The 24,417-nt window shown below is 59.9% G+C and carries 20 protein-coding genes; 10 read left to right on the forward strand and 10 right to left on the reverse strand.

Going from position 1 to position 24,417, the window contains the following annotated elements:
• The first annotated feature begins 31 nt into the window (after positions 1-31).
• The 4 genes from ACIPZE_RS11030 to ACIPZE_RS11045 all read left to right on the forward strand — a co-directional run bounded on the left by ACIPZE_RS11030 (position 32) and on the right by ACIPZE_RS11045 (position 2,831).
• Positions 32-775, forward strand: coding sequence for a substrate-binding periplasmic protein (locus ACIPZE_RS11030; protein WP_400772830.1), 744 nt, complete (start codon positions 32-34; stop codon positions 773-775).
• 222 nt (positions 776-997) lie between these two features.
• Positions 998-1,615: a GTP cyclohydrolase II gene (ribA, locus tag ACIPZE_RS11035; protein ID WP_008081835.1), complete on the forward strand. Its 618-nt coding sequence runs from the start codon at positions 998-1,000 to the stop codon at positions 1,613-1,615.
• Positions 1,612-2,031 (forward strand): MFS transporter, encoded by a 420-nt coding sequence (locus ACIPZE_RS11040; RefSeq protein ID WP_283438817.1) that lies wholly within the window; start codon positions 1,612-1,614, stop codon positions 2,029-2,031. The genes ribA and ACIPZE_RS11040 overlap by 4 nt, the downstream gene beginning before the upstream one ends.
• Entirely contained in the window at positions 2,031-2,831 is an 801-nt protein-coding gene (locus tag ACIPZE_RS11045) for a cobalamin-binding protein (protein ID WP_283438816.1), read from the forward strand. Before ACIPZE_RS11040 ends, ACIPZE_RS11045 begins: the two co-directional genes overlap by 1 nt.
• 97 nt (positions 2,832-2,928) lie before the next feature.
• Here ACIPZE_RS11045 and ACIPZE_RS11050 read toward each other — a convergent pair whose 3' ends face one another.
• The 5 genes from ACIPZE_RS11050 to ACIPZE_RS11070 form a co-directional block, all read right to left on the reverse strand.
• Complete coding sequence (locus ACIPZE_RS11050; protein WP_400772831.1) at positions 2,929-4,815, reverse strand: TonB-dependent receptor domain-containing protein; 1,887 nt, start codon at positions 4,813-4,815, stop codon at positions 2,929-2,931.
• Positions 4,816-4,957: 142 nt separating this feature from the next.
• Complete coding sequence (gene dxs, locus ACIPZE_RS11055; RefSeq protein ID WP_283438814.1) at positions 4,958-6,856, reverse strand: 1-deoxy-D-xylulose-5-phosphate synthase; 1,899 nt, start codon at positions 6,854-6,856, stop codon at positions 4,958-4,960.
• Between the two features lie 91 nt (positions 6,857-6,947).
• Entirely contained in the window at positions 6,948-7,835 is an 888-nt protein-coding gene (gene ispA / locus ACIPZE_RS11060) for a (2E,6E)-farnesyl diphosphate synthase (protein WP_400772832.1), read from the reverse strand.
• Positions 7,832-8,074, reverse strand: a complete 243-nt coding sequence (locus ACIPZE_RS11065; protein WP_003228627.1) for an exodeoxyribonuclease VII small subunit — start codon at positions 8,072-8,074, stop codon at positions 7,832-7,834. Before ACIPZE_RS11065 ends, ispA begins: the two co-directional genes overlap by 4 nt.
• Positions 8,075-8,476: 402 nt before the next feature.
• Positions 8,477-9,610, reverse strand: a complete 1,134-nt coding sequence (locus tag ACIPZE_RS11070) for a Fic family protein (RefSeq protein ID WP_400772834.1) — start codon at positions 9,608-9,610, stop codon at positions 8,477-8,479.
• A gap of 276 nt (positions 9,611-9,886) precedes the next feature.
• On the opposite strand from ACIPZE_RS11070, the gene ACIPZE_RS11075 reads away from it, so the two are divergent.
• The 6 genes from ACIPZE_RS11075 to ACIPZE_RS11100 are packed head-to-tail and all read left to right on the forward strand — an operon-like array spanning position 9,887 to position 20,070.
• Positions 9,887-10,678 carry a YfaP family protein gene (locus ACIPZE_RS11075; RefSeq protein WP_400772836.1) on the forward strand — a complete coding sequence of 264 codons (792 nt, stop codon included), beginning with the start codon at positions 9,887-9,889 and terminating at the stop codon, positions 10,676-10,678.
• A 36-nt stretch (positions 10,679-10,714) separates the two neighbouring features.
• The gene (locus tag ACIPZE_RS11080) at positions 10,715-12,427 is read left to right on the forward strand and encodes a DUF2138 domain-containing protein (protein ID WP_400772838.1); all 1,713 of its coding nucleotides are present in this window, start codon (positions 10,715-10,717) and stop codon (positions 12,425-12,427) included.
• Positions 12,412-13,062: a DUF1175 domain-containing protein gene (locus tag ACIPZE_RS11085; RefSeq protein WP_129395691.1), complete on the forward strand. Its 651-nt coding sequence runs from the start codon at positions 12,412-12,414 to the stop codon at positions 13,060-13,062. Before ACIPZE_RS11080 ends, ACIPZE_RS11085 begins: the two co-directional genes overlap by 16 nt.
• Entirely contained in the window at positions 13,059-17,633 is a 4,575-nt protein-coding gene (locus ACIPZE_RS11090) for an alpha-2-macroglobulin family protein (protein ID WP_400772840.1), read from the forward strand. Before ACIPZE_RS11085 ends, ACIPZE_RS11090 begins: the two co-directional genes overlap by 4 nt.
• A gap of 1 nt (position 17,634) precedes the next feature.
• Entirely contained in the window at positions 17,635-19,254 is a 1,620-nt protein-coding gene (locus ACIPZE_RS11095) for a DUF2300 domain-containing protein (RefSeq protein ID WP_400772842.1), read from the forward strand.
• Positions 19,255-19,257: 3 nt separating this feature from the next.
• A complete protein-coding gene (locus ACIPZE_RS11100; RefSeq protein WP_400772844.1) occupies positions 19,258-20,070 on the forward strand; it encodes a YfaP family protein in 813 nt (270 codons plus the stop codon).
• A 9-nt stretch (positions 20,071-20,079) separates the two neighbouring features.
• Here ACIPZE_RS11100 and ACIPZE_RS11105 read toward each other — a convergent pair whose 3' ends face one another.
• The 5 genes from ACIPZE_RS11105 to ACIPZE_RS11125 form a co-directional block, all read right to left on the reverse strand.
• Positions 20,080-20,511, reverse strand: a complete 432-nt coding sequence (locus tag ACIPZE_RS11105; protein ID WP_400772845.1) for a hypothetical protein — start codon at positions 20,509-20,511, stop codon at positions 20,080-20,082.
• A 76-nt stretch (positions 20,512-20,587) separates the two neighbouring features.
• Positions 20,588-21,757: a GGDEF domain-containing protein gene (locus ACIPZE_RS11110; RefSeq protein ID WP_400772847.1), complete on the reverse strand. Its 1,170-nt coding sequence runs from the start codon at positions 21,755-21,757 to the stop codon at positions 20,588-20,590.
• Positions 21,758-21,962: 205 nt separating this feature from the next.
• Positions 21,963-23,048, reverse strand: a complete 1,086-nt coding sequence (locus tag ACIPZE_RS11115; protein WP_400772849.1) for a macro domain-containing protein — start codon at positions 23,046-23,048, stop codon at positions 21,963-21,965.
• Positions 23,045-23,689 (reverse strand): DUF4433 domain-containing protein, encoded by a 645-nt coding sequence (locus tag ACIPZE_RS11120; RefSeq protein WP_400772851.1) that lies wholly within the window; start codon positions 23,687-23,689, stop codon positions 23,045-23,047. Before ACIPZE_RS11120 ends, ACIPZE_RS11115 begins: the two co-directional genes overlap by 4 nt.
• Positions 23,686-24,306 (reverse strand): DarT ssDNA thymidine ADP-ribosyltransferase family protein, encoded by a 621-nt coding sequence (locus ACIPZE_RS11125; RefSeq protein ID WP_400772853.1) that lies wholly within the window; start codon positions 24,304-24,306, stop codon positions 23,686-23,688. The genes ACIPZE_RS11120 and ACIPZE_RS11125 overlap by 4 nt, the downstream gene beginning before the upstream one ends.
• Positions 24,307-24,417: the final 111 nt, after the last annotated feature.

Below are 24,417 nucleotides of genomic sequence, written 5' to 3' on the forward strand. Positions count from 1 at the left end.
GGGTGATCAGGTTCAAGCAAGGGGACTAGGGATGGCTGGACGCTGGTTGGCGCTGGTAGTTTTTGTGTTGCTGAGCACTGTTGCCAGTGCGCAGGACGCTGCGCCGACGCCTGCGGTCATCCATCTGGCCAGCGAAGACTGGGAAGACTACACCGCTGCCGACGGCCATGGCCTCGGTTGGGATGTGCTGCGCAAGGTGTTCGAACCTGCCGGGGTGAAGCTGGAAATCCGCACGGTGCCGTACACCCGTTCGGTCGGGCTGGTGCAATTGAAGGAAGTCGACGCGCTGGTCGGTTCCTACCGCGATGAAGCCGAGCAAGTGCTGTACCCGCACTGGAATTTCGATTCCGATCACATCTACGCGCTGGGCCTGGCGAGCAATCCTGCACCCACCCAGGCAACGCTGGGCAAATACCGACTGGCCTGGGTGCGTGGCTATCGCTACGAAAACTACCTGCCGAACATCAAGCGCTACAACCAGATCGAGCGGCGTACCGGCATTCTGTTGATGCTCAAGCAGGGGCGCGCGGATTACTACATCGATGCGTTGACCGAGATTGAAGCGGTGATGAAAACCGCGGGCGATCCGGCCCAGTATCGCTATTCGCATCTGGCCGAGCTGCCGTTGTTCCTCGGTTTCGCTGATACCCCGCAGGCGCGTGCGCTGATGGCACTGTATGACCAGCGCATGGAGCAACTGGTGAAAAGCGGTGAGCTGAAGCCGATCTTCGAGAAGTGGAAACAGCCGTATCCCTTCACCACCAATCCCCTGTAGGAGCTGCGGCACGCTGCGATCTTTTGATCTTGATTGTAAAAACCAGATCAAAAGATCGCAGCCTCGTTTCACTCGTCAGCTCCTACAGGAATCCATGTTGTCCGGGCAGTTATCAAACTTTTTGATCGTTATGCCCGATAATTCAGCCTAAGCGTCTGTAGGAACCTGCTGTTACAATGCCCGCCTGCGAATTTTCAGACTCTTTAGATCAGGAGCACACCGGTGCCTGTCGTCTTTGTCGCCGCTTCCAAGCTGCCAACACCTTTTGCGCAATTCACCATGCACGGTTTTCTCGATGAAGCCACCGGCCGCGAGCACGTGGTGCTGAGCCTGGGTGAATTCGCCGACGGCGCCCCGGTTCTCGGCCGATTGCACTCCGAATGCCTGACCGGCGATGCCCTGTTCAGCCAGCGCTGCGACTGCGGCTCGCAACTGGAAGGCGCACTCAAGGCGATCGCTCGTGAAGGCCGAGGCGTGTTGCTGTACCTGCGTCAGGAAGGTCGCGGCATCGGTCTGTTGAACAAGATCCGTGCTTACGAGCTGCAAGACGGCGGTGCCGACACCGTTGAAGCCAACGAACGTCTGGGCTTCGCCGCCGACCAGCGTGACTACGCCATGTGCCTGCCGATGCTTGAGCATCTGGGCGTGAAATCCCTGCGCCTGATGACCAACAACCCGCGCAAGGTCAAAGCCTTGACCGACATGGGCATTACGGTCGCCGAGCGTGTGCCGCTGCACACTGGCCACAATCCGCACAACAAACTCTACCTGGCAACCAAGGCCAGCAAGCTCGACCACATGATGGGCAACGAGCACCAGGGCGAGGTAGATCGCGCGTGACTCGCGGTCAGGTGCGGCGCCGGTTGTCAGTTGATTGGTGGAAATACCTCGCACTGGCGCTGCTGCCGCTGTTCGTGCTCAACGCCTTGTTCGGTCAGGGCGAAGGGCTTCTGCCGGTTCTGGCGATGCCGTTATTCATTGCCGGTGTGGCGTCGATGTTTGTCAGCCTGAAGTTTTTCGGCCGCTACAAACATGCGTTGATCGCCACACAAAAAGCCCTCGATACTCCAGATGAACCGGCAGCGTGGATCGCCCTCGCGGCGCGCCGTCGCACTGCGTTTCTGGCGGCAGCTTTGCCGGCGTGGATCGGCGCACTGGCGGTGTTTGTCGGTCTTGAAGCCGTACCGTTGATGCTGCTGGCGTTGTCCACGGCAGTGCTGTTTTATCTCTACCGTATTCCGCGTCAACTCGGCTGATGCGCCGTCTGTGGCTGGCGCTTCTGCTGCTGGCCGTCAGCGCGCCGGCGCTGGCTGCATTGCGCGTGGTCAGCCTCGCACCGTCCCTTTCCGAAATCGTCGTTGAGCTGGATTCGGCCGACCTGCTGGTCGGTGTGCTGGATGCCGGTGAGCGTCCTGCTGAAATCGCCAACGTGGCGTCAGTCGGCCGCTACGGCCAGCTCGACATGGAGCAACTGCTGAGTCTCAAGCCCGATTTGTTGTTGCTCTGGCCCGGTAGCGTCGGCCCGGCGCAGCGTGATCAGCTCAAGCGCCTGGGCATCCCGACCTTTGTCGCTGAACCGCACTCCTTTGAACAACTCTCTGCACAGATTGAAGCCATTGCCACGCAATTGGGCCGGCCCGAGCGAGGGCTGAAACTGGCGGCTGACCTGCGACAAAAACTCGCCGAGCTGCGCCAGCGCTATCACCGCGATGCGCCGTTGCGGGTGTTTTATCAGGTATGGGACAAGCCGCTGTACACCGTCGGTGGCGGGCAGATCATCAGTGATGCACTTGAGGTGTGCGGGGCGCGGAATGTGTTTGGCGACCTGACCTTGCCTGCACCGCAAGTCAGCATCGAATCAGTGTTGCAACGTGATCCCGAAGTCATTCTGGCCAGCGACCAGTCCCAGCTCAACGCCTGGAAAAACTGGCCGCAGGTCGCCGCTGTAAAGCGGGAAAACTTGCTACTGATCACCGACAAAGGCCTCGAACGCCCAAGCGGCCAAATGATCGATGCCACCGCCAAACTCTGCCAACTCATCCAGCCCCACCGATAACTCCTGTAGGAGCTGGCGAAGGCTGCGATCTTTTGACTTTTCTTTGTGGCTGAGTCGGGATTGCCGAAGATCAAAAGATCGCAGCCTGCGGCAGCTCCTACAGGGTGTCGGGGGTCCAGGTGACGCCGAACATCCACGTTCGGCCTTCCTCGCGATAACCATACTGGCTGCCGTCGTAGCTGTAGTTCGCGCGGCTGTAAGCCTTGTCCAAGAGGTTATCCACTTTCAGATCCAGCTTGATCTCACGGTTCAGCGCCCAACTGCTGCGCAAGCCGAACAGCGCATAGCCGCCCAATGGCTGCTGGTTGTTCAGGTCGTCATAACTGCTGCTCACCGCCTGCCAACTGGCGCCGAGGTTGAGCTGGTCAAACTGGCGATCGAGATCCCAGCTCAACGTGCGCCGTGCACGTCGGGCCAGCGTATGTCCGGTGTCTCGATCGCGTGGGTCGATAATCGCCACGCCGAGGTTGCTCTGCCAGCCGAACAGCTCCTGCTTCAGCGCCGCTTCAAAGCCGTTGATTCGTGCGGAAGCGACGTTCTCCGGACGTGAATTGCTGCCGAAGATGATCGCGTCTTCCAGATCTGTGCGGTAAATCGAGGCTTCCAGACGGCTGCTGTCGGTCAACTGGCTGCGCCATTGCAGCTCATAGCTTTTCGAGGTTTCCGGTTTCAGGTCCGGGTTGCTGAAATCCGGGTAGTAGAGGTCATTGAAAGTCGGGGCGCGGAAACCTTCGCTGTAGCTCAGCAACAGATCGTTGTCCGGATTCAGCGGCAGGGTGAACGTGCCGCTCCAGGTGTTCTGGCTGCCGAACTGCTGATTGTCGTCATGGCGCAGACCCAGTTCCGTGGAGAAACTGTCGGCCTGATAACGATGCTGAATGAAGGCAGCGCGGTTCCAGCGGCTGTCTTCGTCAAACGCGGTGCTGCTGTTGACCCGGTCTTCGTACCAGTCGCCGCCAAGGATCAGGCTGTTACGTGCATCCAGGGTCAGATCGTTTTGCCAGTTCAGCGAATCGCGGTAGGTGTTGAACACCGTGCGTTCGTCGCTGAGCTTGTCGAGGGTCTTTTCGCGGTTCTCGGTGTGGCCGAATTCGACGCGGGTTTTCCAGATATCGTTGACCCGCGCATCGACGTAACTGCTGACGCTGCTGACGTCGAAATCGCTGTAGGGCTGCTGTTGCACAGACTCGAAAGTGTTGGTGTCAAAGCGACCGAACGGGTTGTCGAACTCGCTCTTGCCACGGTTATCCAGCAGATTGGCGCCGACTTCGATGTCATCGGTCAGCGCGTGGCTGAGGCTCAGGCTGACGGACTTGTTGCGGTAGGCGTCGTGGTCGCTGTCGCTCGGATACGACTCGTGGGTGCGATCGATCCCGGCGGTTTCATCGAGGCTGGCGCCAAGATTGAAACGGGTTTTTTCATCGCCACCGGACACGCCGAGGCTGCGCTCCCAGGTCTGGTTGCTGCCGAAACCGACGTGCAGCCGTGGCTGCAAACCCTGCTCGACGCCGCGTCGGGTGAAAATCTGAATCACCCCGCCAATCGCGTCGCTGCCATAAATCACCGAACGCGAACCGCGCAGCACTTCCACGCGCTCGATCTGCTCGATGTTCAAGTGTTGCAGATTGCTGTCGCCGGAGGTCGAGCTGCCGATGCGCTGACCGTCGACCAGCACCAGGCTCTGCGCTGACTGCGTACCGCGAATGTACACGCCGGGCAGGCTGCCGCGCCCACCGGTCTGCGCCACTTGCACGCCGGGCACGCGCCGCAGCAGGTCCGGCACGTCGCTCGGTTGCAGACGGTCGATGTCTTCGCGGGTGAACACGGTGTTGGCGGCGCTGCTGTCGTTGCGCGCTTCAACCTGGCGGTTGGCGGAGATCAGCACATCCGGCAGCTTCAGCGCCTGATCACGTTCAAACGTGTCGGCGAAAGCGTTGGCAGTTGGCAGCAGCAGAAAGGGCAGGGCAAGGCGCGAAAAATTCATGGCAATCCATGGTCTGTGCAAAACCCTGTAGGAGCTGCCGAAGGCTGCGATCTTTTGATTTTGCTTTTTTGGAAGGTCTGGAGCCGCCGAGAAGCAGGATCAAAAGATCGCAGCCTTCGGCAGCTCCTACAGGGGGGAACGCTTAGCGGTCGAGTACGGCCAGACGCTCGCGAATCGATGCTTCGATCCCGGCCTCGTCCAGCCCGCACTCGGCCAGCATCTGCGCAGGCTTGGCGTGCTCGACGTAGACGTCCGGCAAGCCCAGATGCAGCATCGACTTGAGGATGTTCTCGCGCGCGAGGAACTCGCTGACCGCGCCACCGGCGCCGCCCATGATCGCGTTCTCTTCGATGGTCACCAGCAACTCATGGCTGCCGGCAATCTCGCGCACCAGCGCTTCATCCAGTGGTTTGACGAAACGCATGTCGACCACAGTGGCATCGAGCTTCTCGGCGACTTTCAGCGCTTCGGCCAGTTGCACACCGAACACCAGCAGAGCGACTTTGCTGCCTTGGCGACGGACGATGCCCTTGCCGATTTCGATTGGCTGCAGGTCTTTCTCGATGGTTGCGTTCGGGCCGTTGCCGCGTGGATAACGCACTGCCGCCGGGCCGTTGTAGAGGTGGCCGGTGGTGAGCATTTTGCGCAGTTCGTTTTCATCGCTCGGGGTCATGATGACCATGCCCGGGATGCAACGCAGGTACGACAGATCGAAGCTGCCAGCGTGGGTCGGGCCGTCTTCGCCGACCAGACCGGCACGGTCGATAGCGAACAGCACGTCGAGGTTCTGCACCGCGACGTCATGCACCAGTTGGTCGTAACCACGCTGCAGGAACGTCGAATAGATCGCCACTACTGGTTTCGCGCCTTCGCAAGCCATGCCGGCAGCGAACGTCACTGCGTGTTGCTCGGCGATCGCCACGTCGAAGTAGCGCAGCGGGAAACGTTCGCTGAATGCGACCAGATCCGAGCCTTCCTTCATCGCCGGGGTGATCCCGACCAAGCGTGGGTCAGCAGCGGCCATGTCGCACAGCCACTCGCCAAACACTGCCGAATACTTCGGCCCGCCAGCTTTCTTCGGCGCAGCGGCCGGAGCGTCCAGTGGTTCCAGTTTGGTGATGGCGTGGTAACCGATCGGGTCGACTTCCGCCGGGGCGAAACCCTTGCCTTTCTTGGTGACGATGTGCAGGAACTGCGGGCCTTTGAGGTCACGCATGTTGCGCAGCGTCGCGATCAGGGTCGGCAGGTCATGGCCGTCGATCGGGCCGATGTAGTTCCAGCCCAGCTCTTCGAACAGCGTGCCGGGAACCAGCATGCCCTTTGCGTATTCTTCGGTACGACGGGCGATTTCCCAGGCGCCGGGCAGGCGCGACAGGACCTTTTTGCTGCCTTCACGCATGCTCGCGTAGGTGCGGCTGGAAAGGATCTTCGCCAGATAATTGGACAGGCCGCCGACATTGCGCGAGATCGACATGTCGTTGTCGTTGAGGATCACCAGCATGTTGGCGTTCACTTCCGGCGCGTGGTTCAGCGCCTCGAAAGCCATGCCGGCGGTCAACGCACCGTCGCCGATCACGGCGATTGCCTTGCGATCACTGTTCTGCAGGCGGGCGGCAATGGCCATGCCCAGCGCGGCGCTGATCGAGGTGCTGGAGTGGCCGACGCCAAAGGTGTCGTACTCGCTCTCGGCGCGACGCGGGAAAGCGGCAATGCCGTCCTTCTGGCGCAGCGTGCCCATGCGCTCGCGGCGACCGGTGAGGATCTTGTGCGGATACGCCTGATGCCCGACGTCCCACAGCAGACGGTCGTCCGGCGTGTCGAAGACGTAATGCAGCGCGATGGTCAGCTCGATCACGCCCAGGCCGGCACCGAAATGCCCACCGGTCTGACCGACCGTGTAGAGCAATTCCAGGCGCAACTCATCGGCCAGGGTTTCCAGCTCGGCTTCGCCTAACCGGCGCAGGCCGTCCGGCGTATTCGCGCGGTCGAGCAGGGGCGTGGTCGGGCGCTTGCGGGGAATCTCATGAAACGTCGTGGGCATCAGGCGAATCGTTATAGGTATAGAAGATGCGGCAGTTTACCTGATGCATCGCCCCCTGCCCACGCGTTGGTCTTTTTTGGCGGATTCGCCGTCAGCTGCGGCGCTCGACGATATACCGGGCCAGCTCGCGCAAGGGCTCGGCTGCCGCGTCAAACGGTCGCAGGGCATGCAGGGCCTGATCGCGCAGTTCCAGCGCGTAGGCTTTGGCGGCGTCGAGACCAAGCAGGGCCGGGTAGGTCGGCTTGTCCCGGGCAATGTCGGCGCCCTGGCGTTTACCGAGGGTTTCGGTATCGCTTTCGACGTCGAGGATGTCGTCCTGCACCTGAAAGGCCAGACCGATGGCCTGTGCATAAGTCTGCAGGGCCTTGAGTTCATCCTTTTCGGCACGACCGCTAGCGAGGGCGCCGAGTTTGACGCTGACTTCGATCAGCGCGCCGGTCTTGTGCCGGTGCATCTGTTCGAGGGCTCGTTGATCGAGCTTGAGGCCGACCGAACCGAGGTCGATGGCCTGACCGCCGACCATGCCCGCCGGGCCTGCGGCGTGAGCCAGCGCGGTGACCATTTGCAGGCGGATGTCGCTGCTGCAATCGCTCAGGCGCGGATCGAGCAGGGCGCTGAACGCCAGACTCTGCAACCCGTCGCCGGCAAGAATCGCGCAAGCTTCGTCGAATTTTTTGTGGGTGGTCGGCTGGCCGCGGCGCAGATCGTCGTCGTCCATCGCCGGCAAATCGTCGTGCACCAGCGAATAAGCGTGGATCAACTCGACTGCGCAGGCGGCGCCGTTGGCTTGCTCAGCCTTGCCACCGAGCGCTTCGCACGCCGCGTAGGCCAGCAGCGGTCGCACGCGTTTGCCGCCGTTCATCACGCTGTAGCGCATGGCTTCGTAAAGCCGCGCCAGCTCCGGCAGCGGCGCATTGAACAGGGTTTCCAGCGCTGCGTTGACCCGGGTCTGGCTGCTCGCCGTATACGCCGCAATCATTCTGGCTGTTCCGCGTCGAAGGGTTCCTCGGCGAGTTCGCCATCGCGCTCCAGCAGCACTTGCACCTTCTGCTCGGCTTGCGCCAGCGCTGCCTGGCAGTCACGGGTCAGACCGATGCCCTGCTCGAAAGCGGTCAGCGAGTCTTCCAGCGACAATTCACCGTTCTCCAGACGCTCGACCAATGTTTGCAGGTCGGCGAGGGACTGTTCGAAATCCAGTGCAGCTTTTTTGCGGGCCATGGCGGCGATTTCCGGTTGACGTTAAACCGGCGCGACACTAGCAGATAGGGGGGTTGTGGGCAAATGAGCAGGGCGATGCGCGCCAGAACAAATGATCCTTTGTGCAGGATAAAGATCCCCTATGAATGAAAAGATCCCTTGTGCAGAGCAAAGATCTGGGCTGAATACAAAGATCCCTTGAGAGAACAAATCCCATGTGAAAACAAAGATCCAATGTGAAAACAAAGATCCAATGTGAAAACAAAGATCCAATGTGGCGAGGGGATTTATCCCCGTTCGGCTGCGCAGCAGTCGTAATCAATGCTGACTCGGTAGACCTGGAAATAGGTGCTCGTAGCTTTTGGGGCTGCTGCGCAGCCCAACGGGGATAAATCCCCTCGCCACAGGTGGGCATTGTCAGTGCTAATCCGGATAACGAATTTGATAGCGCGTGCTCCGACCACCTCCCGGTAAGCGTTGCAGGCAGCCTTTCTCCAGCAACTCCGCGAGGTGGCGGGTCGCTGTGGCCTTCGACACTTTCGCCACTGCTTGATATTGCCCGGCACTGATGCCGTGCTCAAAGCCCCGCTCGCCGCCGTCGAGCAGGCGGTTAAGCACTTTGACCTGTTCCGCCGAAAGTTCAGACTCGCGGTGTGCCTGCCAGAAACGCGTCTTGCCCAGCACGCTTTCAATCCGGGTGATGGCTTCTTGCAGACTACGTAGCAACGTTTGCAAAAACCATGTGAGCCACTCTGTGATATCCAGTGTGGCTTTTTGACTCGATTCCAGAATCCGATAGTAGCCGGACCGATCATCCAGAATGCTCGCCGACATGGCGTAGAAACGGATGGCTTGCGCTTCGCCCTGTGCCAGCGCCAGATCAGTGATGGTGCGGGTCAGGCGACCGTTGCCATCGTCAAACGGATGCAAAGTGACAAACCAGAAATGGGCGATGCCCGCGCGTAGCATCGGGTCCAGTGCTGTCTGATGCTGGCTGGCCTCGAACCATTGGAGAAATGGGTCGAGCTGCTGCTCAAGACCTTGGCGAGGTGGCGCCTCGAAATGAACCGTTGGACGATCAATGCGACCCGATACCACCTGCATTGGCTCATCACCGCGCAGCGCACCCACATGCATTGAGCGCGCAGTAAGGCCGGCTTCTTGATCGGGAAACAGCCATTGGTGCCATTCCAGCAGGCGTTCCAGCGTCAACGGTTCGGCAAATCGACGGGTGGCATCAAGCATGAGCTGCGCCAGACCTTCACTGCGTTGACTGACTTTATCGCCGTCGATCAACTCCAGGCCCAAACGTCGCGCCAAGGACGACCGTACGGAGCCAACATTCAGTTGCTCACCTTCGATGGCCGAAGACGTCACGATATTCTGCAAAAGGGCATCCAGTTCGGTCTGAGCCCCCAAAGAATCGCCTACTGAACCGGCCATACCCATCAACTGACCTTGTGCCTGTACACACTCGCGCAACAACGGTGCCAGGCGTTCTGCCTGCCAGTTGAAGTCGGGCCAGTCGGGCTGTTGCCAGATCCAGTGAGCTGCCATTTATACCTGCCGTGAGTCCGTGAGCCGAATAGAAAAGCTATTCGGCTCATTTTGTGAGCCGAATATGACGCCTATTCGGCTCACCGTCCACCGGGTTGGCTGGATTCCCACCGCAAAAGCACATGTATCCGATTGTTAAAAAACCACCGAATCGCTAATCTTCGCGCCTTCTACGACCCTATAGTCACGGGTCTTTCAGACGAAACGCAGTTTCACCGCTGTGAAGTACCGAGGATCGGGTGCAAGGTTTCGTTCAGGCATGGCAGGAGGCATCACATGCGTTCATTTCTTTTGCTGCTGATCGGGTTGGCCTGCGCGCCCGCGCTGCTGGCCGCGCCGAGTGCCGAACTGGCGGAGCCGGTGGGTGGCTGGCGCTATCACGGCTTGCTCGATCGCACGGAAAACCCGCAAGTCGCCTACCCGACGCCGCTGATCGATCGCGGCATCCAGCGCAATCGCACGATGATCCAGGGCCAGCTCAAAGCCATCGGCCATATGCGCCCGCCGCACAGCCTCGCCGTGAATGGCAATCCACTGAATCTGTACACCGACGACCAAGGCCGTTTTGCCCGGCCGTATGCGTTCGGCGCTGGCTCCAACAGTGTCGAGGTGATCAGCGCCGAAGGCCAGTCGCTGAAACGCGTGCAATTTTATGAAGCAAATAACTTGCGCACGCCGGCGCGGATTCGTCTTGTCTTGGGATGGGACGATCCGAAGGCCGAACTCGATCTGCACATTGTCACGCCCGACGGTCAGCATGCCTTTTGGGCGCAGCCGGCGCTGAGCAATGGCGGTGGTCTCGACCCGGATGGTGTCGATGGCCCCGGCCCGGAAATGTTCACCATGACCGCGCCGCTGCATGGCACCTATCTGGTTTACGTCAACTATTGGGGCAACTTCGGCAACGGCGGCTATAACTTCGAGGAGACCAGCAACCAGAACGAGGTGATCACCTCGCAAATCACGCTGGTGCTCAACGAAAACACCGTCAACGAACAACGCGAAACGTTCATCGTGCCCCTGCGGGCGATCGGTGATCTGCTGCTGGTCAAGACTTTCAACTATTAAGCATCCCGCCACGGATGAAATCGGGTTTTGTTAACGATGAGTGATAACACTGTGACTCCAGCTGCCGAAACGCCAGCGACTCCACCTTCCCGCAAATGGCCGTTGCTGCTGGTCGGGCTGTGCCTGGTGGCCGGGGTGGCGGGCGGTCTTGGCTGGTTTTTGCACAAGCCCAAAGCGCCGCCGGCGGAACTGGCCAGTGACAAGCTTGGCTTGAGCCGACCGGATGCCTTGCTGGAAACCCGCTCCTTGAGCCAGTTGCCCAAGGATCTGCTGACGGTGCCGTTCCTCAAAGCCACGCTTACCGAAGATTTCGTCTTCTATTACGAGACCCATGCCGATCGTCTCGGCTTGATCGGCAGCCTGCGCCGGATCATCTACGAGCATGACCTGAAACTGCAGGACAGCCTGATCGAACAGCTTTTCGACCAACCGGCCGATGTCGCACTGTGGCGCGGGGCTGACGGTCGCTTGAAGGATTTTCTGTTGGTGATGGATCGCGGCGGGTTGGCCAAATTGCTTGAGCCATTGGCGAAGGTTGCGCTGGATGACACGCAGCTCAGTCAGATGGGCGAACTCAAGGTCGGCGGCGATAGCGTGCCGCTGTACCAACTGACCTACAACGCCAGCAAAGCCCTGTTGTTCGCCTCTCATGGCGACAAACTGGTGGTGTTGTCCAATCCGGCCAAGTATTACGACCCGGAAAGTGGCGTCTCCGAAGAGTCGGGCCACGTTTCACCACAAGCGCTGGCGGCGTTGCTCAATGGCGAAAAACTCTTCCCTGAGGCGTTCGGTCTGCCGGCGAAAACTCCGGAAACCAAACAGCGTCTGTCGGTGAATTCCAGCGTCCTCGCCATGGGTTATCAGCGCTTCATCCCGAACTTCGCCGGGCTGCGTTTTGACATGGACGACAAGGGCTGGCACAGCTATCTCGCCATGGACGAACTGGAAAACCAACCCGACTTCGACTTCAAACCGGTCTGGCAAGCCATGCCGCTCGGCGCCAGTGCTTGCGTAACCCTGCCCGTGGCTGCCGAGCCGCAAAAGCCATTGCTGGTGAAACTCGGCGCCGAAGAAGCCGTGGCGCAAACCCTCACCGAACACGTGGCCGGCGCGGCGGGCCTGTGCTGGTACGCCGATTCGCGTTTGTACACGCCGCTATTGGTGGCCAGCCTTAAAGATGAGGACAGCAGCAAACTCGACGGCGACCTCGGTAAATTGTTCGGCTCGATGGTCGGAGCGTTCGAAGCCAATGTCGACGAAAACGTCTTCCCGGTGGTCGAGAAACAAGAAGGCCAGAACCACGTCTGGCAGCGTCAGGTCAGCTCCAACTTCGGCCCGTATGCGGCGAAGACTGCGGAGAACCCGGATGCCATTTCCGGCAAGGCGTTCATGAAAGTCAGCCTGGCCCGTCATGGCTCGACGCTGCTGTTTTCCCTCGACGACAAACTCGTCGACAAAGCCCTCGGCACCCTCGACAAGCGCTTCCCGCCAATGGCCGACGTGCTGCCCAAAGATGTGCTGATGCCAATCTACTTCGGCCCGGATTCGATGGCGCAGTTGATGCAGCAGGAAACCCTCGACAGCCTGCCGCAGGACATGGAACCGGTGTTCTACAACGCCGCGCAAACCTACCTGATCCCGAAACTGCGCACCCTCGGCGGCTACGGCAAATATGCGCTGACCCTGCCTGAAGGCAGCGAGCCCGACGGCCACTGGCAATGGCTGCCGCTGGAATGGAAAGCGCTGTGACCGCACTGATCCGCAGCCTCGGCCTGCTCGCGCTGTTACTCAGCGCGGGCGCCCGCGCCGTTGAAGCACCTGCACTGGATCCGGCGCAATCCCAGGTGTTTCGCGCCTGGTTCGTGCGCATCGCCCAGGAGCAACTGAGCCAGGGTCCGAGCCCGCGCTGGTATCAGCAGGATTGTGCCGGGCTGGTGCGCTTTGCCGCCAACGAAGCATTGAAAGTCCACGACGACAAATGGCTGCGCAGCAATGGTCTGTCCAACCGCTATTTGCCGCCGGAATTGTCGCTCAGCGATGACCAACGCAAGCTCGCCCAGCAATGGCAGCAGGGCGGCGGCAAGGTCGGGCCGTACGTCAATGCGATCAAACTGATTCAGTTCAACAGCCATCTGGTCAGCCGCGACGTGTCGCAGGCGCGACCCGGTGATTTGATGTTTTTCGATCAGGGCGACGACCAGCACCTGATGATCTGGATGGGCCGCTACATCGCCTATCACACCGGCACCACCACCCCGACTGACAACGGCATGCGTTCGGCAAGCCTGCAGCAACTCATGACATGGAAGGACACCCGATGGATACCCGACGCAGCCAACCCCAACTTCATCGGCGTCTATCGACTGAACTTTCTCTCCCAATGACCGGTGCCCGCATGTTGCGACTCTGTTCCCGAATTCCTTTGCTGCTGGCGCTGTTGCTGCCAATGGCCACCGTCAGCGCCGAAGATTCGGTCGAGCCGAGCGGCTATACGCCGGTGTCTGGTGAAAGCTTTTTCCTCCTGGCCGACAGCAGTTTCGCCAGCGACGAACAGGCAATGGTGCGCCTCGAAGCGCCGGGCCGTGATTACCGTCGTTTCCGTATGGAACCGTATGGCGGCGCCGACATTCGTGTGTACCGCATCGACAAGCCGCTGGATTTCCTCAAGCGCCAGAAGAACCTGCACCGCGTGGTCAGCGACGGCCAGTTCAAGGGCGAAGGTCTGTCCAACACCCTCGCGTACCTGTGGGACAACTGGTACCGCAAATCCCGTCGGGTGATGCAGCGCGCGTTCTCTTATGAGTCGCGCAAACAAGTCACCGAGGAAGTGCCGGAACTGAAGATGGGCAACGCCATCGCCGCACCGACACCGTACGACGCGCAGCCGCAATTTGCGCTGATTCCGGGTCTGCCGGTGGTCAGCCAGTTCCGTTATCCGTTGTGGCAGGCCAAGCCGATTGAGCCTCCGGCCGGGGTCAATCTGGCCGGTTCTTCCAGCGACTTCGTCAGCGTCGCGCCGGGCAACGTTTACATTCCGCTGGGCAATCTGAAACCGGGTCTGTATCTGGTCGAAGCGCTGATCGGCAAGTACCGCGCGACCACCATGGTGTTCGTCTCCAACACAGTCGCGGTGAGCAAGATTGCCGGCGATGAATTGCTGGTCTGGGCTGCGCGCAAACACGAAGGCAGTTCGGTGCCGAAGGTCAATGTGCTGTGGACCGATGGTCTCGGCGTGATGAGCAGCGGCGCGACTGATGCCGACGGTTTGCTGCGGCTGAAACACGTCAGCCCTGAACGTTCGTTTGTGATCGGCGAGGACGAAGAGGGCGGCGTGTTCGTCTCGGAAAATTTCTACTACGACAGCGAAATCTACGACACCAAACTGTATGCCTTCACCGACCGGCCGCTGTATCGCCCGGGTGATTGGGTGTCGCTGAAAATCGTTGGCCGCGAGTTCAAGAATGCGCGGGATTCAGTGTTGCCGGGGGCGGCGGACGTTAACGTCAGCGTGCTGGATGCGACGGGTACCGAGTTGCAACACCTTGATCTGAAACTGGATTCGAAGGCCGGCACTCAGGGCCGCTTCCAGTTGCCGGACAACGCGGTGGCGGGCGGTTACGAGATTCGTTTCAACTATAAGGATCAGGCCTACAGCAGCGCTTTCCGCGTGGCGGAATACATCAAGCCGCACTTCGAGATTTCGCTGAATCTGGCCAAACAGGATTACCGCACCGGCGAGCCGGTGAAGGGCAGTCTGCTGTTGCTCTACCCGGACGGCAAACCGGTGGCCAACGCCAAGCTGACCCTGAGTTTGCGCGCCCAGCAATTGTCGATGGTCGACAATGAACTGCAATACCTCGGGCAATTTCCGGTGGAGCTGACCAGCACCGAACTGACCACCGACAGCAAAGGCAACGCGACCCTCGATCTGCCGGCCGCCGACAAACCGAGCCGTTACATGCTCACCGTGTTTGCCAGCGATGGCGCGGCGTATCGGGTCAAGACCACCAAGGAAATCCTCATCGACCGTGGCGCCGCAAGCTTCCGCTTGAGCGCGCCGCAACGCTTCAGTGCGGTCGGCGACAAGGTTGCGTTCAGCTACGCCAACGAGGGCGGCACCGAGCAAAGCAAAGCGGTGACGCCGAGCACGTATGGCTGGGTGCGCCTGGAAGACCAGAGCACCGGCGAAGGCAAACTCGCAGCGACGGATAAGGGCTTCAGTCTCGCTTTCGAACGTCCGGGCACTTACAACCTGACCTTGAAAGACCAGCACGGTCGCGTCCTTGGCGCCACCGGGCACTCGGTCACTGGCGACGGTGTGAAAGCGGTGCCGGGCACCGTGGAAATCATCCTCGACAAGCCTGAGTACAAGGCCGGCGATGAAGCGCTGGCGCTGATCACTTTCCCGGAACCGGTCAGTGATGCTCTGCTGTCGCTGGAGCGCGACAAGGTCGAAGCCACCGCGCTGCTGGCCAAAGGCGGCGACTGGCTGAAACTGGAAAAACTCAGCGACACTCAATACCGCGTGCGCATCCCGGTGAAAGACAACTTCGCACCGAACCTGACCTTCTCGGTGCTGTACACCAAGGGCGGGCAGTACAGCTTCCAGAACGCCGGGATCAAGGTTGTCGCGCCGCAAATCGACGTAGCAATCAGCACTGACAAAGCGGTGTATCTGCCGGGCGACACGGTCACGGTTGACCTGACCACGCAGTTCGCCGGCAAAGCAGTCCCGGCGCACCTGACCGTCAGCGTCGTCGACGAAATGGTCTATGCGCTGCAACCGGAAGTGGCGCCGACCATCGACCAGTTCTTCTATCACCCGCGCCGTAACAACGTGCGCACCAGCGCCAGTCTGTCGTTCATCAGTTACGACGTCGCGTTGCCGGGCAGCCCCGGCGCACCGGGCAAAGCCAACCGCAGCGAACGTGGGGTAAAAGTGCTGGAGCGTCCGCGTCGTGAAGACGTCGACACCGCCGCGTGGCAGCCGGAGTTGTTGACCGGTGCCGACGGCAAAACCCGCTTCACCTTCAAGATGCCGGACTCGCTGACCCGCTGGCGCATCACCGCCCGCGCCATCGCCGATGACGGTCAGGTCGGGCAGAAGAAGCAGTTCGTGCGTTCGGAAAAACCGCTGTACCTGAAGTGGAGCGGCCCAAGCAAATTCCGCAAAGGCGATCAGCCGCAACTCGGTGTGTTCGCCTTCAGTCAGGCCGAGAAACCGGTGAAAGCTGAACTGGTCACCCACTACGCTGGCGCCGAGCAGCGACTGCCGGTGACCCTGAACAACGGCATCAATTACCTGCCGCTGCCGGCATTCGCCTTGGCTTCTGGCGAGTGGACGGCCGAACTGGTACAGGACGGTAAAACCGCCGACTCCCTCGCCGTGCGCCTGAGTGCGACCGGTGATGGTTGGCAAGTGACGCAGACGCAAAACCTCGATGTCGCCAGCGGCGATATCGCGCTGAGTCTGCCGGCAGATGCCACGGATATTCGCCTGCGCCTGGATGACAGTCCGCAAGCGTTGTTCCGTTCGGCCCTCGATGATCTGCTCAGTTATCCATTCGGCGGCGTCGAGCAGACGGCCAGCCGTCTGTTGCCGTTGAGCATTGCTTATCCATCGCTGGCGTCGAACCCGCAGATCCGCGATCGCTTGCGCCTGATCATGCAGAACAGCCGTTTGCGTCTGGTGCAAATGGCCGGGCCATCGGCGAGCTTCACCTGGTGGGGTTACGACGGTGAGCCGGATGCGTTCCTCACGGCTTACGCCTATTACGCCGACTTCAATGCCAGCCAGGTGCTGGAGCTGAGCTTGCCGCCGGAGCACTGGCAGCGCGTGCTGGAGGTTTACGCCAAGCAAGCGCCGAACACACCGTTGCTGCAACGGGCGTTGATTCTGTCGTTCGCCAAGCAGATGCATCTGCCGGTGAACACGCTGCTCAGTGGTTTGATGGACGATCTGGCCAAGGCTGGTGAAGGCAACGCCGAGACACTGATGGACGATGGTCAGGACAGTCTGGTAATGAGCGATCCGGATTCGGCGCTCGGTCTGGCAGCGGCGCGGGTGCTGACCGCTTCGTTGGCCACGCAGTCGAAAGTGGCCTTGCCGGAAGCGTTCAATCGTCAGGTGACTGCTGCGCAACAGCGTCTGTCGGTCAGTTCGCAGCCGTTTGCCGAAGCGCTGAACCTGTCGCTGCAACCGTTCGATCAGGCACGTGCGCAAGCATTGCTGCAACGCCTGCTGCCGCAACAATCGACCTTGGAACGTGCGCTGGCGCTGACCTGGCTGCAACGCAGCATCGCCCAGGCTTCGCCGACCATCGCCCTGACGCCGGGTGAAGGCTGGAAGAAAAACTACGGTGCCAGCGGCGAGATGTACTGGACCTGGCAAGGCGTCACGCCAGTGCCGAGTGTGCTGACCGTGTCGGGCACGCAAGAACGTCCGCTGCGTGCGGCGCTGAGCTTCCAGACTCAGCAACCACCGGTCGATCCGATGGCCGTGACCATCACCCGTCGCCTGTCGCGACTGGTGCCGGGCGATGAAGCATTCACGTTCAAACTGGAGCCGGTCGGGAGCAAACCGCTGTCCAGCGACAGCCTGTATCTGGACGAAGTGATCCTCACCAGCAAAGCGCCGAAACCGCTGCGCTACGGCATGCTTGAAGTGCCGCTGCCACCGGGCGCCGATGTCGAGCGCACAACGTGGGGCATCAAGTTGCAGGGCAAGGATGGCACCGAGCCGACCGCGCTGGAGAAGGCGCGTTTCGAACCGGGTCAACTGGCTTACGCGGTGCCGGTCGATGCGTTGAGCGGCGAGTTGCGCTTGCGCCATCTGGTGCGCTTCTCGCAGAAAGGCCAGTTCAACTTGCCGCCGGTGCGCTTCACCCAGGTGTACGCGCCGCAGCATCAGGCCCAGGAAGCGAAAGCCGCCCTTGGTCAGGTCACGGTCAACTGACATGAGCCGGCCGCTGCTGTGGCTGCTGATGTGTGTGATTCCTGCGCTGGCGACGGCGCAGGATGAGCCGTTGCGCGTGGCCTATAAGGGCGAGTTGTTGTCGCTGAATCAGACACAACTGATCGCCCGTGAACCGTTACCGTCTTCGCTGGATACGCCGCTGGGCAGCCTGTGGAAGTTGTTCGTTTACGCATGGCTGATGGATACCGGCGCGCGGGAACCGGCGTATGAATGTCGCGGGCAATCGAAGGAAGAGGTTTATTGCTGCGCGGCGGGCGGCAGGATCGAGCGTGATCAGGCGCTGGTGAAATCCTGCGGTTTGTATTTCGAACCCGCGCGGTTGGGCATTGCGGCGGCGGATTGGCGAACGTATTGGCAGGCGCGACAGGCGCCGTTGTGGCTGCTGGATTTGCCTTCGGTGCAACCGGCGCAACGCGTCTCCGTGGTCGAGTTGCTGAAAGTCTTGGCCACTTTGCCGGCGCAGGATCAGGCGCGTCGAGTGCTGCTCGATGTGGTGCTGAACGCGGCTGACGGCAATGTTGTCGGTGAACTGGGCGGGCGTCTGCGGGTGAAAACCTGGAGTTGGCTCGGCGATCAGGATGCGCAATCGCGGCAGGGTGGATTTGCCGGTTGGACGGCGGATGGCTCGCCGGTCTGGGCAGGCGGGCGTGGCACCAGTCAGATGGTTTTGCGCCATTACGGTCAGGCACTGGCGACTGTATTGCCAGCGGCATGGCCGGCGGAAGCGGGGCGTTGTGTTGAAGTCGGGTTGTTCTCGCGCTATCCGGTTACGCGGGTTTTGACTGGCGAGCGGGTGGCAACTTCCGGCCCGTTGCAGGGCGACTACCGCGTCGAATTCGCCAACGGTAATGCGCTGGATATCCACAGCGACGGCGAACTGTTTCTGCTCAACGACAAACTCGTCGCAAGGCTGGATCGCGAAGAGTACGTCGCCCGAGTGCTGGAGCGCGAAGCCAGACCTGAACCCGCCGAAGCGGCCAAAGCCCTCGCCGTAGCGATCCGCACGTATCTGCTGCAAAACGCCACGCGCAACGGCGATTGCCTGAGCATCGACGACAGCAGCACTCGGCAACGCGTCGCACCGCGCCCGGCCTCCGCCGCATCTCGCGACATCGCCGCATGGACGGCAGACCTGGTGTTGGCCGGCAGCACCGTCACCTATCACTCCGATCAACCCGGCCCGGACAAACTCGCCTGGCAACAAGCCGTCGAGCAAGCCAATGCCGGTCAGCGCTACGACGCGATTCTGCTGCACGCTTATCCGCGCGCCAGCCTCAGCCGTTGGGACAACCCGGTGGCTTCCTGCGAAGCGCTGCCCGCCGCGCAAGACTGGCTGCAAAAACAACGTCGCGGCTGGCGCCCGAAGCTGGAAAGCGAAACCGGCTACAACGAAGTCAGCACATTCGCCGTGTGCAAACTCGCCTTCGGCCGGCCCTTCGTCGACCGCGAACGCCAACGCATCTACGTGCGCGGCGTACTGAGCCAGCAGGATCGCCTCGACCTGACCCACGAATATCTGCACCTGGCCTTTGAAGCACACCCCAACGGCCAGGATGAAACCTACATCGAAGGGCTCGCCCGTCACCTTTTGCTGGAATAGACCATGACACTTCGTTATCCACAGGTCTTGCTGCTGCTCTGCACATTGACCGCGCTAGCGCCGGCGATGGCTGCCGACAGCGTCAAACTCGACACCCCGGTCGGCGGCTGGCGCAGTGGCGCACCGGAAGGCGAGGGCGAAAGCTTTCGCCAGACCGTCAACTACCCGGCCTCCTCGGTCAACACCCCGGTCGGCCAGGCCAACACCGCACGCATCAGCGGCCAGATCAAAGCCACACCGAAGAGCAATGAGCCCGGGCGATTGATCGTCAACGGCGTCAGCATGCCGCTGAAAATCGATGACAGCGGCCACTTCGATCGTCCGTTCTCCTTCCCCAACGGCAGCAACAGCGTCGAAGTGCGCAGCCCCGACGGCCAGCAACGCCATCGCACGCAATTCCTCAACACCAGCGGCGGCGCCACCCCGGCGAAACTGCGCGTGCTGCTGTCATGGGACAGCGACGGCACCGACCTCGATCTACACCTCGTCACCCCCGACGGCGCACACATCTGGTACGGCAACCGCGTCGCGCCTAACGGTGCCGCGCTCGACGTCGACGTCACCACCGGCTACGGCCCGGAAATCTTCGCCATGCCAGCGCCGATCAAGGGCCAGTATCTGGTGTACGTGAATTACTACGGCGGCGGCTATCGCGGCGACGAGGACGGCGTCGATGAAGCGGTGCAACCGCTGACCACCGCGCAGGTGACGGTGATTACCGAGGAAGGCACGCCGAGCGAGAAGATGGAGACTTTCCTCGTGCCGATGCGCGCGGTGGGGGAGCTGACGCTGGTGAAGTCGTTCAGTTATCCGTGAATCAACGGATCAGTCAGGAAAAACACCGCACAGCGCATTACCTTCGTAACCGTGAACGATCGGCCCCAGCACCATCAGTGGGCCACAGGCGTAGAGCGGGGATGGCACTGATTGTCGGGTGTTAAGCAAAACAGTCTCCTCCCCGAACTCGTCACTGCCGAAGGATTGCTCGGAGTACGAGTGGCAAACCGGTAGCTTCAACGGCACCGGAATCACCAGCGCCCAGACAGTGATTCCGCACCATTCGCGGGTGGGTGCCGATGTTGCTGTTCGGGTGATTTGTGGGGTGATTGAGCGGTAGCTTTGCGCTCTGTAAGCGTCGGTTTTCAGTGTGACTTTTTCTGGCAGGGAGATGCCTACCCCGACACATCCGGTCAAGCAAAGGTACAGGGTTGTTGCGGCAACGGATTTCAGTCGTGAACTCGGAGTGTGGGGGATCAATTGCTAACTTCCTTGTGGAGCGTTTCTCGGATTTAAAGCCCGGCCAGCTGCGTTGGACAGCTAGTTAAAAGGGTTTTTACGCCAGACCCAGATACAACGAGCGCAACGTCTGAACACGGTTGCGCCCCTGATGCTTGGCGCCGTACAGCGCCTGATCCGCCTCCGACAGCAGGCGCGACAGGTCGTAACCGGATTCGCGGGTGGTGACCACGCCGATACTGACGCTGAGCAGCCCCGGTTCCAGGATGGAGAGCCGGGCGAAGGAGAGACGGATTCGCTCGGCAATCTCCAGTGCAGTCGGCTCATCGCATGCGCAGAGCAGACAGGCAAACTCCTCGCCACCGATGCGGCCGAACACATCCTCTTTGCGCACGCTTTTCATCAGGACTTCGCTGAACGCGATCAACGCTTGATCGCCGACAGGATGGCCGTAGGTGTCGTTCAAACGCTTGAAGTGATCCAGATCGCAAAGGAGCAACGCCGCCGGTTCGGCCCGCTGCTGACAGCCGTCCAGCAAGTGACTGGCGTGCTGCATGAACGCGCGACGATTGCCTATGCCGGTCAACGGATCGCTGAACGCCGCGGCCTTGAGCTTGAGTTCGGCGCGTTCCTTGACCATCGCCAAGGTGATGTAAGCAATGCCGATGACATACAACATCGACTCGAACAGCATGAACGAGAAAAACGGCACGCCTTCGCCACTGCCCAGCAAGGCTTTGGTCACCGGCAGCCCGTCATCGGTCGCGCTGCGCACCGCATAAAAAATGGTGTGCAAAACAGTCAGCACCAACGCCGGCATGAACGCAATCTCTAGGCTGTGACGGTTGCGCCAGAGTTCCAATGTCGTCAGCACGCCATACCCGAATGCCAGCAGAGAGTAGATCAGCACTCGATTCGCCATCGAGTCGTAAAAGGCGGGCATCAGGCACAACAGCAGCCAGACCACAGAACCCGCCAAAATGCCCGGCAGGTAAGGTTTGCGACCCATCAGCGTGCGCATGGCCGTCCAGTTCATCGCGGCGCTGAGCAACAGAACAATGTTGCCGAAGATGATCGGAACGAAATCCACCCCGCGATCCCGCCAACTCACCAGCACCACGCCCAGCGCGCCCAACAGCATCATGCTGCCAAGGTAGGCCAGCGGCGGCTCGCGGGTTTCGCGATACCAGGCGTGCAGCGTCAACAGTCCCATCAAAAAGAAGACGAAGACGGAAACGACCAGCAGGGTCGGGATATGCAGGGCCATTCCATGGATTCCCGTGTGGCTCAATACCGGAATCCGGCCGGGGTCGGGGATGCGGGTAAAAACAGAGGGGTGGTTATGAGGCGGGATTTAGCACTGTGGGGGTTGGGTTTGGCAAGTGTTGGCGCGTGGACTTGAGGATTGTCTAAACCATGCAATGGGCAGCAGAGCAATTGTGAAACAGCAATTGCCCTGTTTCGCTCTAGCGTCAGGCCGCCATGTTTGGACTGAAGCTGCTGGAAGTCAGGCGTTCGATTGCAATCCCCAGAGCTTGATCGTCAAATAGTTTGTTTTTCCGCGCCGCAGCACTGGAGCCACCCTCCCAATTCATCAGCGCTTCGCGTAAAGCTGGAAGGGTTGGCGCAACACCATCATGAATCAGCAACCAGTCGACAGTCGCGAGCAGCTCCATGCCAAAAGGTGATTCAAAGCCATCAATCAATTCAGCCGTGCGCTCTAAAGCTTGGGAGTATTCCTTGGCTTCAGTCTTGAGGTAGGTCTGCAAGAAGGCTTTGCGATCTTGATCAAACCAAATTACATCGGTGATTCCGGCATCACTGATGCGCTTGTCGCAATGTAGATAGCTGCCGTCCAGGTTGTTGAGCAGATGTTCTAATCGATTGGCGTACGGGCCGAATTTACCAGCAACGAATTTGAGATCCAGCGGGTTCTCAGTATTAGGAAGTTTCACGATTGCGCGCTCAAGAAACCAGGCCAGTTTCTGAATCTCGAGCAGGCTGCATTCCATGCCCAGAACCCAATAGCGTCGAACCAGTTCTGCAATCAGCGCCCGTGCCGGAGTGAGTTGCTCAACTCCGTTGCGTTTAGCGACATTCAGGTACTGATTGGAGGGTTCGAACACCAATACATCCACATCCAGATCGTCCAGCACCTCAACGATTTGCTCACGCACTTCAGGCCACTTCAACCCACCATTACCTGCACCTAGCGGCGGGACGGCGACGGACTTCACATCGTTTTCTATCAAGAAGCGACGCAGATCATGCAGTCCCTCGATTATCCACGCCATTTGCGACGGAGAGCGCCAATGACGCTTGGTAGGGAAATTCACGATCCAGCGCGGGCCATCGAGTTCATCGGTGGCCGTCACATGCATCTTGCCGGTTTCCACTTCACCAGCCTTGCACGCGGCTGCATACAGTCGGTAATTCTGCGCAAAGCGTTCTTTGAACATCAAAGCGATGCCTTTTCCCATCACACCCACGGTGTTCACCGTGTTAACGAGGGCTTCGGTCTTGGCTTCCAGAAGGTTGCCTTGGGTAAATCTGATCATTGGAAATACCATTTGGGGCGCGCATGGACCGGCAACGTCAGGCCTCTAGCTTCAACGTCTGCTTCTATGCGTACTTTCATTGCATCGTTGTGGCACATGATGCCCAGTAGTCCCGTAATCGGTAAGTGATGGTGAATCAGCGCCTCAGCCTGATAACGCTCCATTTTGCGAGGATCATCAGGATCGCGCTTGAAGTCGCGTCGTTGAAGGATAGACCAGTCGATCTGGTTGAGATCCGCCAGATCGCTGTAATAGTCTGTCCAATTTGGGTAAGCATGTGCGTTTGTGAAGACAAACGGTAGGCCCAGCTCTACAACGCGATAAAGGCTGGAGACGAGAATGACGATCTCGTCGTTGGTGCGTTGCTGAACGCTCCAGCCTGAATGAATGTTCTGCATCATTACCGAGAAGGGCGTGAAGTAGAAGGGCACGTAGTCGGCCAGAACGCCTTCGGGTGCGATAGGCACCTGGCGTGAACGGCGTTTGTCGATCAAGTCGACGTTGCCGATGTTCACGTACTGAGGTGCCTGTACTTCCGAGTTCGCGCAATGCAGACCGTTATCCAGAATCCAGGGCAGGTTATCGCGATGGACGATACGCCAAATCAGAGCCTTCTCTGGATTCAGGTTGGTGTAGTTCATTGATAAAACATTCTCTGGTTCACGCCCGTGAGCACCTTAACACCGGCCGCCTGCATCTTTGCCACGCAAAGCGCATCGACTTCTTCGTTCGGCGTGAAGATTTTGAAAAACTCGGTGGGTTTAACAATTCCGGGCGCGAGACACTCCGCCATGCAGATGCTCTTGCAGTGTGGGTCTTGGTATTCGCGACTATTCATCACGTCCCACTCGATAGCTTCAAATCCCTGTTCGTAATCGAGTAACTGAATAGAGTCGCCAGCCAAAGGGTGGCGGGGGACGATTTTCCAACCGTTTTGCTTGGCCGTTGACCTGTACACCGAGATCAGTACGAACTGGGCTTTCGGCTCGCGGCGTTGGACGGCCCCTTCAAAAGGGTTTCCAGCAAACCAATGGAAAGGAACCGTTTCTTGGTAAGCCCGCCAGAAAAACGACAACTTCCCTTGCTGCTGGACGCAAATCTCTTCCCAGATGCTGCGCAGAGGTGAATCATCTCCCGACAACAGGCAGTCCTGTATGCGCTGGAGATCACGGATACAGCCCAGAACCAGGCGGTGAGTGAAAGCCTCCCCTCGGTCATGGGCGATACTGTGCTCCGAGAGTTTGCACTGCCTGTTCATCCATGACATTCCTGTCTGATGGTCATTGGTAGATGTGTTCGTCCGCCAAGGTTGATGAAGTCCTGCCGGCCACCCTTTGCATTCGACTTGACCAGTACACGCTGTAGTAAC

It is taken from the genome of Pseudomonas sp. NPDC089741 (assembly GCF_044748825.1).
Lineage (GTDB): Bacteria > Pseudomonadota > Gammaproteobacteria > Pseudomonadales > Pseudomonadaceae > Aquipseudomonas > Aquipseudomonas helmanticensis.